The sequence below is a fragment of the Williamsia muralis NBRC 105860 genome, from assembly GCF_001598915.1.
Classification (GTDB): Bacteria; Actinomycetota; Actinomycetes; order Mycobacteriales; family Mycobacteriaceae; genus Williamsia; species Williamsia muralis.
The window spans coordinates 572,627-588,673 of record NZ_BDAP01000002.1; the positions used below are offsets into that span (position 1 = coordinate 572,627).

Annotated in this window: 15 protein-coding genes; 3 read left to right on the forward strand and 12 right to left on the reverse strand. The window is 64.4% G+C overall.

Annotation, left to right across the window (positions count from 1 at the left end):
- Positions 1-85 precede the first annotated feature (85 nt).
- The 3 genes from WIMU1_RS09560 to WIMU1_RS09570 form a co-directional block, all read right to left on the reverse strand.
- Entirely contained in the window at positions 86-724 is a 639-nt protein-coding gene (locus WIMU1_RS09560; RefSeq protein WP_062796721.1) for a DUF6461 domain-containing protein, read from the reverse strand.
- 506 nt (positions 725-1,230) lie between these two features.
- Positions 1,231-1,848, reverse strand: a complete 618-nt coding sequence (locus WIMU1_RS09565; RefSeq protein WP_062796723.1) for a DUF6461 domain-containing protein — start codon at positions 1,846-1,848, stop codon at positions 1,231-1,233.
- Positions 1,832-2,095: an antitoxin VbhA family protein gene (locus WIMU1_RS09570; protein ID WP_062796725.1), complete on the reverse strand. Its 264-nt coding sequence runs from the start codon at positions 2,093-2,095 to the stop codon at positions 1,832-1,834. Before WIMU1_RS09570 ends, WIMU1_RS09565 begins: the two co-directional genes overlap by 17 nt.
- 201 nt (positions 2,096-2,296) lie before the next feature.
- On the opposite strand from WIMU1_RS09570, the gene WIMU1_RS09575 reads away from it, so the two are divergent.
- Complete coding sequence (locus tag WIMU1_RS09575; RefSeq protein ID WP_120802606.1) at positions 2,297-2,869, forward strand: hypothetical protein; 573 nt, start codon at positions 2,297-2,299, stop codon at positions 2,867-2,869.
- Between the two features lie 68 nt (positions 2,870-2,937).
- On the opposite strand, the gene WIMU1_RS09580 is transcribed toward WIMU1_RS09575, so the two are convergent.
- The gene (locus tag WIMU1_RS09580; RefSeq protein WP_062797541.1) at positions 2,938-4,419 is read right to left on the reverse strand and encodes a DUF2867 domain-containing protein; all 1,482 of its coding nucleotides are present in this window, start codon (positions 4,417-4,419) and stop codon (positions 2,938-2,940) included.
- A 111-nt stretch (positions 4,420-4,530) separates the two neighbouring features.
- On the reverse strand, positions 4,531-5,217 hold the full coding sequence (locus WIMU1_RS09585; protein WP_084248195.1) for a histidine phosphatase family protein: 687 nt from the start codon (positions 5,215-5,217) through the stop codon (positions 4,531-4,533).
- An 80-nt stretch (positions 5,218-5,297) separates the two neighbouring features.
- Here WIMU1_RS09585 and WIMU1_RS09590 point away from each other — a divergent pair, with 80 nt between their 5' ends.
- On the forward strand, positions 5,298-6,173 hold the full coding sequence (locus WIMU1_RS09590; RefSeq protein WP_062796731.1) for a TIGR03621 family F420-dependent LLM class oxidoreductase: 876 nt from the start codon (positions 5,298-5,300) through the stop codon (positions 6,171-6,173).
- On the opposite strand, the gene atzF is transcribed toward WIMU1_RS09590, so the two are convergent.
- The 5 genes from atzF to WIMU1_RS09615 all read right to left on the reverse strand — a co-directional run bounded on the left by atzF (position 6,170) and on the right by WIMU1_RS09615 (position 13,040).
- The gene (atzF, locus tag WIMU1_RS09595) at positions 6,170-7,831 is read right to left on the reverse strand and encodes an allophanate hydrolase (RefSeq protein ID WP_062796733.1); all 1,662 of its coding nucleotides are present in this window, start codon (positions 7,829-7,831) and stop codon (positions 6,170-6,172) included. The two genes, WIMU1_RS09590 and atzF, sit on opposite strands and share 4 nt — an antisense overlap.
- Positions 7,828-9,831, reverse strand: coding sequence for a 5-oxoprolinase/urea amidolyase family protein (locus WIMU1_RS09600; protein WP_062796735.1), 2,004 nt, complete (start codon positions 9,829-9,831; stop codon positions 7,828-7,830). The genes atzF and WIMU1_RS09600 overlap by 4 nt, the downstream gene beginning before the upstream one ends.
- Before the next feature lie 3 nt (positions 9,832-9,834).
- The gene (locus WIMU1_RS09605; protein WP_062796737.1) at positions 9,835-10,494 is read right to left on the reverse strand and encodes an urea amidolyase associated protein UAAP2; all 660 of its coding nucleotides are present in this window, start codon (positions 10,492-10,494) and stop codon (positions 9,835-9,837) included.
- Positions 10,495-10,552: 58 nt separating this feature from the next.
- Positions 10,553-11,413 (reverse strand): urea amidolyase associated protein UAAP1, encoded by an 861-nt coding sequence (locus tag WIMU1_RS09610; protein WP_062796739.1) that lies wholly within the window; start codon positions 11,411-11,413, stop codon positions 10,553-10,555.
- A gap of 64 nt (positions 11,414-11,477) precedes the next feature.
- Positions 11,478-13,040 carry an amino acid permease gene (locus tag WIMU1_RS09615; RefSeq protein ID WP_031333382.1) on the reverse strand — a complete coding sequence of 521 codons (1,563 nt, stop codon included), beginning with the start codon at positions 13,038-13,040 and terminating at the stop codon, positions 11,478-11,480.
- Positions 13,041-13,259: 219 nt separating this feature from the next.
- Here WIMU1_RS09615 and WIMU1_RS09620 point away from each other — a divergent pair, with 219 nt between their 5' ends.
- The gene (locus WIMU1_RS09620; protein ID WP_174548717.1) at positions 13,260-13,877 is read left to right on the forward strand and encodes a TetR/AcrR family transcriptional regulator; all 618 of its coding nucleotides are present in this window, start codon (positions 13,260-13,262) and stop codon (positions 13,875-13,877) included.
- Between the two features lie 109 nt (positions 13,878-13,986).
- Here the strand turns inward: WIMU1_RS09620 and WIMU1_RS09625 are convergent, their stop codons facing one another.
- Both WIMU1_RS09625 and WIMU1_RS09630 read right to left on the reverse strand, forming a co-directional pair.
- Entirely contained in the window at positions 13,987-14,661 is a 675-nt protein-coding gene (locus tag WIMU1_RS09625) for a response regulator (RefSeq protein WP_245968901.1), read from the reverse strand.
- Entirely contained in the window at positions 14,658-15,893 is a 1,236-nt protein-coding gene (locus tag WIMU1_RS09630) for a sensor histidine kinase (RefSeq protein WP_062796743.1), read from the reverse strand. The genes WIMU1_RS09625 and WIMU1_RS09630 overlap by 4 nt, the downstream gene beginning before the upstream one ends.
- Between the last annotated feature and the right edge of the window lie 154 nt (positions 15,894-16,047).

Genomic DNA, 16,047 nt, shown 5'->3' on the forward strand with positions numbered 1-16,047 from the left:
CGCCGGTCCCAAGCAACTGAATCATCCAGGCGAGCAATAGCCAAAGCCACGAACGTGCGGCGGCCTCGCAGGGCCGTTCCGGCACTCACTTGGGCGCAGCGGGTTGGACAAGCCCAAGCTTAAATTCGTTGCTGTGGAACATCTCTGGGTGTACTGGGGTTCCGGTCACTCTCTCGGCTAAGGCCAGGGTGGCTTCGTTGATCGGGACGTCGCGGGCATCGCGGGTCATGGTGATGTCAAGGCCTACCTCGCTCATGACTTGGAGGTGGTCGTCGGGGTGAGCGCCGGTTCGGCCGGCACCTGGCACCAGTGGTTCGAATTGCAGTTCTAGAGTCCCATCGATCCACCACCAGAACTGGCTCAACCCCAAGGCGTAATAGCAGGACACGATTTGCCGGCCACGGGACATCGGCTCCATGTGCTTCGAGGTGACGCCGATAAATCCGGTGCTCTCGACCATGAGCGTGGTGGCGCCAATAGCGGTGGCTGCAACGAGCATCTTCCCGAACGGGCCTCCGCCGCGCGTGTCCCAGGCTTCGCCTGCCCGAATGTGAAGGTCGTCGACGCCGATCACTGTTGACGTGTGTTCGGCCTCTAGCAGGGTTAGGACCTCGCCGGGTGTGGCATCGGTGATGTGCGTGAAGCAGTACCCGGCCTCCTGCCACACTGCGAACTCGTCGGACGTGAGCCATTCGTAGTCGCTGTAAGTAGCGGTCGACTTCATGAATAACGATCCCTAACTGCTATCACTCGACGCGAGGGTGAGGCCACCTTAACTCGAACGCCAACGCGCGTCAGGTGGCTACGGGATCCTCAACCAGTCGATCCAATTGTCAGCGTTGGCGACGTCGGTACAGCCGTAAATGCTTTGTGCGCCATTCGGGATCGTGCAGTTCCATGATCGGCCTGCCACAGTGATGACCTGAGGCCGGTCATCAACAGGTGTATTCCTCACTACCGCGGCTATAGCGTCTGCGTCGGCACACGACGTATCTCCGAACGCTACGGCCTTCCCTATGGTTGCGTTGAGCTCAAGCTGGACGGTGCAATTGTGGCCGAATGACGCTCGCGCGGTCGGTGCCCTAGAAGTCGATGTATCTGGCGAGCCAGTGTGGGCACCATCGCGAGTTGTAGGGCTACACCCGACGGTGGCCACAATGAGGGCGATAGCCACCCCAGTCACAGGCAATGCGCGTCCGAAATATGTTGGCGGAAATTGCGTATGAGACTTCACGAGTGTGCTCTCGGGGGCGCGTCCGCATCTCCGCAGACAAACTCGCCGTTGGTGAAGAAGTCAGCTGTCACGGGTAGGCCCGTGTAGTTGGCAGCCATCGCGAACATCCCATCGAGTATGTGAAATCTGCCGTCTGGGCGCCGACCATCCACTTCAGGGTCTGGATCCAGGCCGGCCTCGCGCATCAGGGAGGGCCAGTCACCAGCCAGAGGATCTGTGGTGAAGCTGTCTCGAAGCAGCGGATCGAAACTGGCAAAGATTGAGCCGTCGTGCCAGATGGCGAATTGACTGCCTGCGTTGATGCTTTGGAAGATCGAGACGACCTGCCGGCCTTTCGAGAGCGGCAGTATCACGTTGCTGTCTACCCCGACGATGCTGGCGGGGGCTATCGCGACTGTCCAGGTTGACAGTTGCGCTGCACCCACAATGCCGAAGTGTTCCCAACCCTGCTCGTTGACGGCGGCCAGACCGGTCACTGTGCGTAGGCGTTCAGGGGCCATGGCATCGATCACTTCATTGGGGTCGGCATCGCTGACATAGGTGACACATAACGCGTTTTCGACCCACGGATAGTCCGCCAGAAACCAGGTGAAATCGTCATAGGTGTACGCCACATCCGTGATCGTCGCACGACGTTTGTTTAGCGGCCAGGCCCTCGCGGCCGCGTCGCACGAACTCCTCGAGGGTGATGGCGCCCCGAGTCAGGGCGATCAGATCAGCGACGTTGCCTCGGGTCGGTTCCCACCCTGCCATCTCGTTGCTCGCGATCGTGTTGTGCACTGACCATTTCTGTTCGATCGTGAGCTCGGCGAAGAGGTCTGGGTAACACTCTGCCCATTCGGGGTCCCCCGACACTGCCATTTCCTGCCCCTCCCGTTGGTGTGCTCAGTGAACCCCATGATGAGCGCTGGCCTCTGACGGGAATCACTTCACCCCCACGACTTTGCCGATCCGCCGTCCACCTGACCGTGAGCCAACCGGAAGTGACAGGCTGCGTTTATGAAGGACCACCATCCGGATACCTTCACAAGTTCTGCACAATCGTCCGATACCGTCATTGCGGTGACCGAACTCGTGCAGCTCAAGCGGCCTGTGCCTCGTTGGTGGCGGATCTGGCAGGGGCCGGTGCTTGGAATCCTCGCCGCTGTTACGTGTGCGGTTGTCTTATGGGCTGCGGTGACTCCTGTTGCGATTCTCTTCTACGTGTTAATCGCGATGTGGGCGTTCGTGGCCATCGGCATAGCTTGGCTGGTCTTCGCGGTTGTCGGATGGCTGCGATACCGAACAGTCCGACGCAGCCTCATCGCGCCGGTACTTGTCGTCACGACTGCCGTACTGGTTGTCTTCTCCGTCCCGTTTCACGTCGGGTTTGCGCTGTCGAAAAACCGTTTGACTGAACTTGCCGCAACGTGTCAATCCTCAGGCGCAGACAACCGGGCCGGCGTTTATGCCATTCGTCGAGTGATCGCGCTAAGCGACTCCGGATGCATGTTCTACACCGACGGCGGATTCATGGACAAAGTCGGAGTCGTCTACCTGCCCGGCGGCCCTACAGACGCGTTTCGAGCGCGATTCGAATCAATCGAACTCAGCCACGTCTCTGGCGACTGGTATCGGTTCTCCGCGGGCTGGTGAGGATTTCGACCAAACCAACGCCCGCTGGAACGCGTCCTTGGCTCCTTAGGATGCGATCGTGCGTCAGATCAGACTGATCTCTCGGCCTCGCGCAGGATGTTCCGTGTCATGGTCCGGTACACCGCGCGATGAGCAGGCAAGTGGGCATACCAGTAGACACGTCCCACGATGCCACGCGGATAGAAGACCGTGCGCAGTTCGAGTTCACTACCGGATTCGGTTGCGGTGATACGGAACTCGAGCCACGAAGTACCCGGCGACCGCATCTGTGACCGTAGCCGCAACGTGTGTTCGGGCTCCACTGTCTCCACGCGCCACCATTCGAGGTCGTCGCCGGCAGCCAGCGTGCCCTGCTGGCTCGGGCTTCCGGACGATCCGGGTCCGCCGACGGCCTGGTCGATTCGGGCGCGCAACTTCCAGGCCGGTGTCGTTCCGTACCAGCCCTTTTCGGTGCCCAGTCCTTCGATCGCCTTCCACACAGCCGCCGCGGTTGCGACGGTGTGGCTGGTGTGGGCATCGACGTACGCCTCTTCACCGGCCCACTTGGGATCCGATGGAATCGGTTCGGACGGGGCACATGCGGGCGACGCGTTCGACCAGGGTGTCTCCACGTCGCCGCGACCTACCCGGGCCAGTGCCAATTCGACGGACGTGCGGTACGGGGTCAACCCGTCGGCCGGAGGTGCGATGACGTCGTCGATATCGTGTTCGGCGACGATCGCGTCGTGCTCGAGCGACTCGACCAATGGCCTGGCGAGGCCGCCGGGAATCGGGGTGACCGTCCCGACCCAGTTGCTCGCCAACGACGGTGTGAGGAAGGGGAGCACGATCATCCGTCGCTTCGCGAGGCCTGCGACCTCGGCGTAGATCTGCATCATGTCGCCGTACTCGAGGACGTCGGGACCACCGATGTCCCATGTGCGCGATTCGGGAACCTTCGCGGTGGCGGCCTCCATCAGGTAGTGCATCACGTCCCTGACGGCAATCGGCTGGATCTTGTTGTGCACCCACTTAGGGGTGGTCATCACTGGCAGACGCTCGGTGAGGTGCCGAATCATCTCGAATGACGCCGAGCCCGAACCGATCACCACGCCCGCCTGCAACACGATGGTCTCGATGCCCGACGCCATCAGAACTTCGCCGACCTCGGTGCGTGAACTCAGGTGCTCCGACAGTTGGACACCGGAGGGGTGTAGCCCGGAGAGATAGACGATTCGGGACACCCCCGCCTTGCGTGCGGCCTCGGCGACGTTCTCTGCCGAACGCCGCTCCTCGGCGCTGAAGTCCTTGGAGTTACCCATCGAGTGCACGAGGTGGTAGACCACGTCGACGTCGGTGAAGGCATTCTCCAGCGACGCTTTGTCGCTGAGGTCGCCCTTGATCACCTTCGCGCTGCCGATCCAGGGAGCGCCCTTCAACTTGTCCGGGGTCCGTGCCAGGACCCGCACATCGTGGCCACGTTCGATCAGGCGTGGTGCAAGGCGACCGCCGATGTAGCCGGTGGCGCCGGTGACCAGAGCGCTGGGTGTCGAACTGGTGGCGGGCTGCATGAGCGCTCCGATGGTTGGGATCCGGGTTCGTCCCGAGAGCATGATCGTCTCGGGTCAAGAGTTACTGACGACGGAATGCCCAGGTCGAGAGATCTCAAACGCGAAGGTGCTCTAGCGCATGGTGACGAGCGGTCGTTTCCCCTGATCATCAGGAGTATCGGCGTGTGCGTGATCATTCACCGACATCACGTTGATGCCGGTGCTGCCCACGATGAGCTTGGTGATCGAGGCGTTGACCATGGTGCGGGCGATGACGGGCCAGGTCTGCGAGTCCACGCCCCACAACTCCGCGACGACGGCCGCGATGGTGCCCGCCGAGGACGCCGCGAGCGCAACCTGACCGGGGCCCGCGAACGTCGCGATCTCCTTGAGTGCCTCACGGATCGACTCGCGGTATTCGGTATAGGAACCGGCCCCCGTGCTGTGGGCGTCGGCAGCCCAGGCCAGTAGTGCCTTGTCGAGATCGCGCTGGAAATCACGCTGAGCGTCGGCGGCCTCGGCCGACGTGCCCACCGGTGGCATGTCCCGGTTTGTCAGGTGAGTCAGGTCGTATTCGTTCCAGCCCGCGTTCACGATGGGCTCGGGGGCAGTCCCATCCTTGAACTGCGCGACGATCTCCTGCACTGTCTCCAACTGCCGGGCCAAATTTCCTGACGCCGCGAAATCGAGCCGGCCAACGCGCCGCGCGAGATGCTTGCCCACGTTCCGTGCCTGCTCGCGTCCGAGATCGGTCAGACTGCCGTAACCGTTTTCGTCATGACCGGCCTGACCGTGACGCACCAAGTAGATGACACCCATGGGCATCATCTTGCCGTGCGGCGGCCCGCCGCCCGGCATCGGTCGCGCCGAGGTGCGTTGATCGTCTCTAATGGTGTGTCATGAGCGGTTCTCGAGACTTCCGGTTCGGGGTGAACTTCCTGGCCCGAGGGACGGCCGATGAATTCCTGGCCCAGGTGCGGCACGCCGAACAGTGTGGTGTGGACGTGGTGCTGCTGCCTGACCATCTCGAACTGGGTGCGCCATTCCCCATGTTGGTCGCGGCCGCAGCTGCCGCACCGACTGTTCGGGTAGGCAACTTCGTCCTCAACGCGGGTTTCTATCGGCCGGCTCTGCTCGCCCGCGACATCGCCGGGGTCGACCAGTTGACGGGTGGACGCGTGGAGATCGGACTCGGCGCGGGGTACGTCGAGGCGGAGTTCGAAGCAGCGGGCATCCCGTTCGGGTCGCCCAGGCAACGTGTTGACCACATGCGCGACATGGTGATCGAACTGAGACGACTCCTCGGCGACCCGGCTCGGACGCCGCCCCCGGTGCAGACACCACCTCCGATCATGGTCGCCGGCACGGGAAATCGAGTGCTGACGATCGCGGCCCGCCATGCGGACATCGTTGCCCTTGCGGGTCTCGCCGACGACGAGGCGCTCGCCGAGCGCGTGGAATACATTCGGCGCCAAGCAGGTTCGAGGTTCGACGAACTCGAACTGAATCTGATCATCTTCGACCTCGCCATCGACCGAGAGCCCGACCTCGACACGTTGCGTCACCACAACCGCGATGCCACCGATGGCGAACTGTTACGCCAACCCAACGCGTTGAGCGGGTCTCACGACGAGGTGGTCGCCCGCATCCGGCAACTGCGAGAGCGATTCGGGATCACCTACCTGACGCCGATCGAACCGTCGGCGGCAGATCTGGACGCGTTCGGACGGGTGATCTCAGAACTGCGCCAAGGTCCGGCGGAAGCGAACCTCTAGCGTTCGAGCCAATGGGTGGCGGTCAGTGGCACGGCATCGCCCACCGACTGGTGGTCGCACCCGAAGCCCACAGTCCAGCGACCATCGGAGAGTTGGACCGGCCCCAGCATCATCGGTGACGGGAGTTCGCCGAGGAACTCTCCGAGTGCCGTCGGCGAGAGAGCCCACAGCTCGCCGCGAATGGATGTGCCCGACAACTCATCGCGGACAAGCCCCGGCTTCGCGGGCTGGGTGTCGAGGGCGACGAGGCGGTACGCCTCCGCTGTCGCGGCGTCTCCGGCCCAACGCGCACCTTTGTCGGTGAGCTGACCCATCAGCGGCTGACCGCGCAGATGCGCACCCACCACGAACACCTCGGTGGCCTTGGCGCCCGCCCGTTCAGGCCAGGACCGGCCGGATGCAGCCGATCCCGCACCGATCCGGCCGGCGATGTCGAGCACTACTGCGTCGTCGTAGGCCCGGCCCACCACTGTGATTCCGAATTGTGCTGACGAACCGTCGCTTTCGATGACCTCGCCCGCCGGGACGGACACCGCGCATAGGTCGAACAGATTGCAGAAGTTGGTGTAGGTCCCCATCGTTGCGTTGACGCCGACGGGGTCGGCCTCCACCTCAGCGAGCGTCGGATGCATCGGGGCAGTCGGGATCAGCAGTGCGGTCGCGTCGCCCAGCACCGACATGGCGCGCTCGCCCAGCGCCTGCACGCGTCGGCGATCCGACAGCAGATCGGTGGCACTGAACCGGTCGGCCGGCCCGATGATCGCGGCGACCGTCGGGTCCACGAGGTCGGAAGGGGATGCCGCTGAGATGAATTCGCCCACCGCGTCATAACGCTCGGCGACCAGGGCGCCTTCGTATAAGAGCTTGGCCGCAGCCAGGAAGTCCGACAGATCGATTCGCTTGATCCGCACACCCGCGTTCTCGGCGTGTTCCACCGCCGTATGGAAGGCTTCCTGCCACTGTGCATCGAGAGCAGGCAGCGTGGCCGGCACGGCGACCACCGGGCTGTCGGAAGCAGCGAAATGCGTTGACGCCGGCCACGCAGCACCTCCGGCCATCACCCCCATCGCGCGATTGGCGAGGTCCAGATCCGCGGCGAGGATGGTCACACAGTCATAGCTGGCACAGGCCGGCACCACGCCCGCGGTGCTGACCACTCCGATGGTGGGCTTGATGCCGACGATGCCCTGCAGGCCGGCGGGCACCCGTCCCGATCCGGCGGTGTCGGTGCCGATCGCGATGTCGGCGAAACCCAGTGCAACGGCTACAGCCGAGCCGGAGCTCGAGCCACCGGATATATGGTCGGGTCTGCGTGAATCACGCACGGCTCCATAGGGACTGCGCGTGCCGACCAGGCCGGTCGCGAACTGGTCGAGGTTGGTCTTGCCGATGACCACCGCTCCGGCCGCGCGAAGGGCGGCGACCGATGCGGCATCCTGTTCGGGCCGGTACTCATAGCCCGGGCACGCAGCGGTCGTCGGCAGCCCGGCGACGTCGACGTTGTCCTTGACCGCCAGCACCACCCCGGCCAACGCGCCTCCGGCAGCGATGGAGGCAGCGTGGTCTCTTTCGACGTCCGCCTGATCGCGCAGGGTGATGAACACCTCCGGCCGATCGGCCGCGGCGATCTGGGCGTAGATGTCGGCTATGCGTGTCACGCGACTTTTCCTGTCTTCGCGGCGAACTCGCCGCCGTCGGACCAGCGCTTGCGCTCCTCGGCGCGCGCCGTCTCCATCGCTGTCCGTTCGACCTTGATGTCGTCGGCGTTGTCGGCGAGGAACTGCTGGTGCTGGGCCAGTGAGAACGTGCCGTCGGTGATCTCCACATGCCCTCGGCCGGCGGCCATGTCGGCCCGCAGGTCGAGCAACTCGTCGGCACTGACCGGGTACCAGCTGATCTTGTCGAAGAACCGCAACAGCCATGGGTGCTCGGGTTCAAAACCTGCTGCCTCGAGTGGGTGCCGATGGTTCCACACCTGCGTGGTGCGACCGACGAACTGGTAACCGCCGGGACCCTCCATGCCGTAGATGCACATGTAGGCGCCGCCGATGCCGACCGCGTTCTCCGGGGTCCAGGTGCGAGCGGGGTTGTACTTGGTGGTGATCAGGCGGTGTCGCGGATCGAGTGGAACGGCAACGGGGGCGCCGAGATACACATCGCCCAGGCCGAGTACGAGGTACTCGGCGTCGTAGACGATGCGGTACACGTCGTCGACGGATTTCAGCCCGTTCATCCGCCGGATGAACTCGATGTTCCACGGGCACCAGGGCGCGTCGGAGCGCACACCCAGCATGTACCGCTCGATCGCCTCCCGGGTCGCCGGATCGTCCCAGGACAGGGGCATGTGCACCGTGCGGCTCGGCACCACCAGCTCAGACGCCGAAGGCAGCTGGGCTTCGCACTCGATGAGCCAGTCGAGCAGTACAGATTGCCGCATCACGGTGGCGTCGACCTTGACCTGAAGTGACCGGATGCCGGGTGTGAGCGAGACGAGTCCGGCGGGCCGGTCGGCCTCGATCCGTTGTGCCAGGGCGTGGACCCGTGCTCGGAGCGCGAGATCAAGTGTCATGTCGCCGTATTCGACGAGGACGTTGTCGTCGCCGCTGCGGCGATAGGTCACCTCGGTGGTGCCGTCGGCAGTTCGGGTGGATCCGAGCACTCCGTCGTCGAGATCGGTACCGGACGACAGAACGGTCACCATGTTCGAACGCCGAGCCGTTCCCAGTGAGGCCGAACTCGCCACCTCGGCAACCCGCACCGGTACGAACCGGACGGTGTCGCCCGGTTTGAGCTGACCCATCTTCCAGCGGTCCGCCGTGGTGACGGTGACCGGGCAGACGAAGCCGCCCAGACTCGGCCCATCGGGACCGAGCAGGATCGGGGTGTCACCGGTGAAGTCGAGCGCGCCCACGGAATAGGCGGTGTCGTGGATGTTGGACGGGTGGAGTCCTGCCTCACCGCCGTCGGTGCGTGCCCAGCGTGGCTGCGGTCCGAGCAAGCGGACACCGGTGCGGTCGGAGTTGAAATGCACCTCGTAGGCGGTGTTGTACAGATCCTCGATGTCTTCTTGGGTGAAGAACTCTGGAGCACTGTGTGGTCCGACGGTGACGGCGAGCTGCCAGTTGTTGGTCAGCGCCGGCTTCTCGTCGATCAGGATCCGGCGAGGGGACCCAGCGGCCGACGTCTGGGCCCGAGCCAGCGTGTCCCCGTCGGCCAGGGAACGTCCGTCCTTTCCGCCGAATCGCCCGAGTGTGAACGTCGCGCGACTCTCCAGGTACAGCTCGGCGTCGATCCCGCCCGCAACGGCGATGTACATCCGCATCCCGACGCCGCCTGCCGCGCCGACATCGAGGATCTGGCCCGCTTTGACCTCGATCGGTGACCACTGCGGTACCACCTCGCCGGCCACCGTCACCGGCACAGGTGCGCCGGTGACCGCGACAACGGTGTCTTCGTCGAACTTCAATTGCGGCCCCAGCAGGGTGCATTCGAGGCCGGGCGCTCCTTCTGCGTTGCCCACCGCGATGTTCGCAAGCCGGAACGACAGATCGTCCATGGGTCCGGACGGCGGTACACCCACCTGCCAGTACCGAATACGGCCCGGCCAATCCTGAATGGTGCTCTGCGGGCCCGCCCGCAGTACCGAGATGCTCGACATCTGTTATGCCTCTGGTCGTGTCACGATGACCCGCACCGAGGTGGGGTCGAATCCGTTGCAGGGGTTGTTGATCTGGGGGCAGTTCGATATCAGCACCAGGGTGTCGGCTTCGGCGCGCAATGCGACTCGCCGGCCCGGTGCCGACAAACCGTCGACGATGCCGAGCGAGCCGTCCGGATCCACCGGCACATTCATGAAGAAGTTGACGTTGCCTACCAGGTCCGACTTACCCAGCCCGTGTCGCGCGCCACCGATCAAGAAGTTCTCCACACAGGCGTGCTGGTGTTTGGTGTGGTGGCCGTAGCGAAGGGTGTTCGACTCCTGCGAGCACGCGCCGCCGACGGTGTCGTGGTTGCCCACCTCATCGGCCACGATGGTCATCATCGGCGCCGAATCATGGTCGCGGATCACGGTTCCGGTGGTGAGGAAGATGTTGCCCTGGGCGGCGATGGTGGTCTGGGCGGAGTAGCGGATGGTGTGATCGGCACCGCCGAAGAACAGGGTGTCCACGGCCTGGTTCCCATGCAGATCGACGATGGTCAGCACATCGCCGGCTTCGACGATGCCTGACCACGGTGCACGTTCGCCGATCTCGTGGTCGAGGATCACCTGTCCGTCGACGAGGGCGAGGTCGCGAGCCGATGCCGTTGTGGCAGAGGTCATCACGGAGTCCTTTCAGGGGGAGTGCTGGGGAGTTGGACGAGGTGAGCGAGCACGGACATCACCAGTGGGCTGCGCCCCACACGTCTTCGGAGTTGAGCACCGCCCGCTGATACTCGGGGTCTGTGTCGGGCAGGGAGGCCAACGCGGAATCGAGGTCGCCCGGTGCCTTCCACGCCAAGATCTCCAGTGGCCCCACATCGAAACCGGGAGACGGGTCGAGAGGATGCGCGGTGTTGACGACCGCGACGGTGCACGGGAGATGCAAGAGCAGATCTACGTACTTGTCGCGGCCGGCGGAGCCCTTCGACGTCAGTGTTCCGTCGGCTTCCACCACGATGCTGTGGAAGAACGACAGGGACGGAACCACGTCGGTGGGGTTCAGTCCGTGCTTCGCGGCCGCCAGCGTGAACATCTCGCGGCCGGCCGGCGACGTCGAATGAGCAGCTCCGGCACCATATTTCGCGAGGTTCCCGGCGAGGGTGCTGGTACCGCACAGGGCGTCGTGGTGGCCGGAAGTGTCGGCGACGATGGTCGCGAGTGCACGACCCTGATCACTGAGCAGCGGGTGGCCGGCGCCGAGGTACGCCTGCCAGGGCACCTTGACCGTGTCGGCGACATTGAGCCGCTCCCATGGTGCATCGGCGCGCCACAGGAGGATGTGCGCACATCCGGCGCCGACCACATCACGCAGTCGTAGGCGCGTTCCGCGGGCAAGAACCTTCACCGTGTAACGCCCACCGGGAACCGTCTCAGCCCAGGTCATGTCGTGCGCGACGACGTTGTCGGGCAACGGTGTCCACGTCGATGCCGGCACCACCGGCATGGAGTCGGTGATGGTGGCGGCCTGTGCCCGCGCATGTTCACGGGCCCCTGCGGTGGTGCCGGTCGAACCGGTTGTCGACTCGGTGGACGTTGTCATGACGGAGTTCCCTTTCGGTGAGAGCTGTTCGCGGAGAGCCGGATCGCAGCGGCCAGGCCGGGGGTCAGATGGGCTCTGCGGGTGCGGCGACCTTCACGGGCATCGGATGCTTCTTGCCGTGTGGGAAGCAGGCGATGCCGAGCAGGATGGCCACCGCGATGCAGATCGGGCCCGCCCACTTCAGGATGGGCATCTCGCCGGCCGGGTCGAAGATCTCCGACCGTGGCCATGCCAGGTTCACGACCATGGCGAGCCCGTAGACGACTGCAAGGAGGTTGATGGGAATTCCGAACCGGCCCAGGCTGAACAGTTTTTTGCCCTCGGCGTCGACTGTGGGGGTGCCGTGCGGCCAACCCTTGAGCCGTCGCCACAGCATCGGACCCGTGACGGAGAGGTAGGCAAGGTAGATCAGGATGATGCAGACACTGGCGAGGGTCGCGAAGATCGCCGAGTTGCCCACGTTGACCACCAGAACGCCGATGCAGAGAACACCGATCAGGATCGACGGGGCGATCGGGGTGCCGGTTCTGGGGTTGACGTGCGAGAGGATCCGGGATCCGGGAAGCCGGTCGTCGCGGGCCATCGAGAACATCAGCCGGGAGCATGCGGTCTGAATTGCCAAGGTGCAGATGAAGATCGCCACCACGACGTCGCACAGCAGGACCTTGCCCCAGAACGATCCGAGCACGGAGTCGAGGACGTAAGGCAGGCCGCCGACGGCCAGTTCTTCACCGAGGCTCGGTGCTGCCATCAGGGCGCCGAGCAGCATGAGCCCACCGCCGATGGCCGATACGGTCAACGCCAAGCGGATGGTCCGCGGTGCGACACGTCGCGGGTTCTTGGTCTCCTCGGCGAGCTCGCCTGCGGAGCCGAAGCCGACCATGACGTAAGCGGCCATCAAACCGGAGACGATGAAAGCCCAGACGTACCCGGGCTGTTCGCCTGGAATGCCGGTGTCGAACACCACGTCGGGGCCGCGCTCGGCATGGGTGAACAGGGCCAGGATCACGGCGATGACGCCGACGATCTCGCACGTGACACCGATGCTGTTGACTCGGCTCATCCAGTTGACGCCGATGCAGTTGATGATGGTGGTGATCACCAGCAGGATCGAGCCGAGCAGTACAGCGTTGGACGCGCCGCTGGTGCTGGTGAGGGCAGGGTCGGAGCCGATGAGCTGGAAGCCGGTCCAGATGGACGGCATCACCACCTGCAGCGCAATTGCTGCCGCCGAGGCGGTGACGATCTGCGCGAGGATCATGAACCAGCCGCCGAACCAGCCGATCACCTCGCCGCCCATCCGGCGCGACCATTGGTAGATGGCCCCCGAGATGGGGAAGCGAGCGGCGATCTCGGCGAAGCACAGCGCCACCAGGAGTTGACCGACGTAGACCGCGGGCCATGTCCAGAAGAATGCCGGACCGCCGAACGAGAAGCCGAGCCCGAAGAGCTGGAAGATGGTCGTCAGGATGGAGACAAAGGAAAATCCCGCCGCAAAGGACGCGAATGTTCCCAGCGAACGATGGAGCTGCTGGGTGTAACCGAACGCGGAGAGATCGTCGGAGTCGCCGTTCTTGGTGACGCCGCCGCTCACTGGTGCCGAAGGTGGTTGCGCAGTTGCGGTCATGGGAGATCTTCCTGGTAGTGGGCCCATGAGCCCGGTTTATCTGTCAGGTGATAGATAAACCGTTCGCTATTTCTGTCGGGTGACAGGTTTGTTACCCCGAGGCAAACGAGTGCAACAACTGTGTTTCCGAATGCGCACTGGCCAGGTCAGGTCCGTTTGTCATCCGAGCCGCGCTGCGACGACGGATCGGCTGCAGCCAATGACAGTAAGGTGCTCTGTGTGAGTTCGGTTTCGGCAGGGCCAGGTCGCCCGAGGTTGGTGGAGCAGCGTCGCCATGGGGATACCGCGCGGGACGAGATCCTCGACGCCGCCGGAGAACTCTTCACCACACGCGGATACTCCGGTACCTCCACCCGGATGATCGCGGAGGCCGTCGGTATTCGGCAGGCCTCTCTCTATCATCACTTCAAGACCAAGGACGACATCCTCGAGGCGTTGCTACAGAACACCGTGGCGCGGGCGCTGGCCACAGCACAGCAGCTACGAGAGGCCGTTGGCGAGCCGGCGCTCGAACGGCTGCAGTCGCTTGCCAGATTCGACGCCGCCCAACTCGCGGGTTCGAGGTGGAACCTCGGCGCCCTGTATCTCTTGCCGGAACTGCGCACCGAGCGCTTCGCCGAATTCCGCCAAGCGAGAACAGATCTGGCGCGTATCTACGCCGCGCTGGCAGGTGAGGTACTCGGTGACCCCGACGATCCGCGTCGACACCTGCCGTTCCGGCTCGTCGAGTCGGTGATCAGCATGCGTTCCGATGAGATGGCCGGCGCGCTCGGCGCCGACTCTCTGCACGAGATGGTCGACCTCTTGGTCGACACCATCGCACTGGTCTTGAAGTAGTTGCCGCAGCGACGAATTCGCAGGTTTTGTATCCAGGCGCAGGAGTTGCAACCCCTGCGCCGAGACGAAATGCCTGTGTCTGTGGACGGTAGAACGCGCGACGTCGAGTTCAGAGCACCTCACCGGGTAACGCGTCGTGAACCAGGAGTGCGATCTGCACCCTGTTGTTGAACGTCAGCTTCTCCAGGATGTGCGAGATGTGACTCTTGACCGTGGCGATGGACACGAACAACTCTTCGGCGATCGCGGCGTTCGACATCCCGCGCGCGACCGCGATGGCCACGCGCTGCTCGCCTGCGGTCAGCAGATCGAACTGTTCTGTTGCCTTCGTGCGGCGATCGCCGGGGTCGGTGAAGCGCACGATCAACTTGCGGGTGATCGACGGTGACAGGATCGGCTCGCCCGCAACAACTTTGCGCAGAGATGCGATGAGGTCGGCCGGCGGGGTGTCCTTGAGGAGGAAGCCGCTGGCGCCTGCCTGCAACGAACGCAACACCAGGTCGTCGGTGTCGAAGGTGGTCAACATGATCACCTGTGGCGGCTCGGCCATCGAACGCAACGCGATGGTGGCCTCGAGCCCGTTGACCTTCGGCATCCGGATGTCCATCAGCACCACGTTGGCGCCGGTCTGCTGTGCGAGCGCCGAGACCGTGGACCCGTCCGCGGCTTCGCCGACGATGTCGATGTCCGGCTGCCCCGACAGCATCGTCCGCAGACCCGCACGCACCAGCCACTCGTCGTCCACGAGCAGCAGGCGGATGGGGGATGGGGCCTCGGTGCTCACAGGCTGCCCGCTTCCCATGGCAGGCGAGCGGTCAGCACGAAGTTGCGCTCCACGACGCCATACGACAACTCGCCGCCGGCGAGCGTGACCCGCTCGTTGATGCCGACCAGACCCGACTTGGCCCCCGGGATCGGTTCGATGGCCGAATTGGCAGCCATCGACAGTGGTTGGTGAATCCTCACACTCAGCCCATCTCCGGGTCCGCCGCTGATGTGCACGGTCACCGGAACAGCACCCGCGTGTTTACGCGCATTGGTCAAGCCCTCCTGAACAATTCGATAGGCGGCCCGGCTGACCACACCCGGGACGTCGTCGAGGTCGCAGATGTCGATGGTCGCGCGGATCTGACTGCCCGCCTCCTCGGCTTCGCCGAACAGGGTGGGCAGAGTGCTCAGCGATCGGGTGGGCTGAGCAAAATCCTCGGAGTCCTCACGCAGCATGGCGATCACGTCACGCAGGTCGACCAGCATCTGATGGACGCCGGCGCGGATCACCCCGGCCGCCCGGCGGATGTCCTCCGGTGGTGCGTCGGGCCTGAACTCGAGCGCGCCGGCATGCACGGACAGCAGGCTCATCCGGTGGGCGAGCACATCATGCATCTCCCGTGCGAGCCGTTCGCGTTCGGTGGCCCGCGCGTTGGCGATCCGTTCGCGCTGCTCGGCCTCGACGGTTCGCGCACGCTCGGCCAGTGAGATCAACAGCTGCCGGCGGTTGCGGACCATGGTTCCCCACCCGACCGCCACCGCGGCCATCAGCGCCCAGAACACGAGCACGGCGAGCAGCGACTCCTGCCCTTCCGGGTACAGCCAACGGTTTGTCAAAGCTGCAACAAAGCTGGCCAGGGCCACCGAGACCGCGTAACGCATCGGCTTGTGGACGGCGAGCGAGAACACCGCCAGCAGAGCGACCCCGCCGATGGCCGAGGTGAATCCGGAGGCGACCGTCGCGACGATTGCCAGAGCCAGCGGCCATCGGCGCCGCCACACCATGGCCACGCAGCCCGCCACCCCGACCGCAATGTCGGCGACGATCATGCCGGAGATGTCGTCCAGACGTGGGCTGATGGCAACGACCCCGATCGCGGCGGCCAGCAGGATCATCAGTACGTCGATCGCGATGTCGCGTTTGCTCCGCCGGCCGATCAAGGGGTGGGGATCGGTCTCCAGTTCGGCGCGCACGGCCCCGGGCATCCACGCGCCCCGAGCCGTCAGATCATCCCATCCATCTGTCACAGCAGCCCACCGGTTCGCATCGCCTGATCATGGGCGTCGAGGCGGTCCCGGTGCATCAGGCGAAAGGCGGAAGTTCGGCGGGCGATGAGTTTTGCTTGCAGGGGATGTCTGTTGTGGTGTCCGCTTGATGCACAAAACAACCCTGGATCGGAGT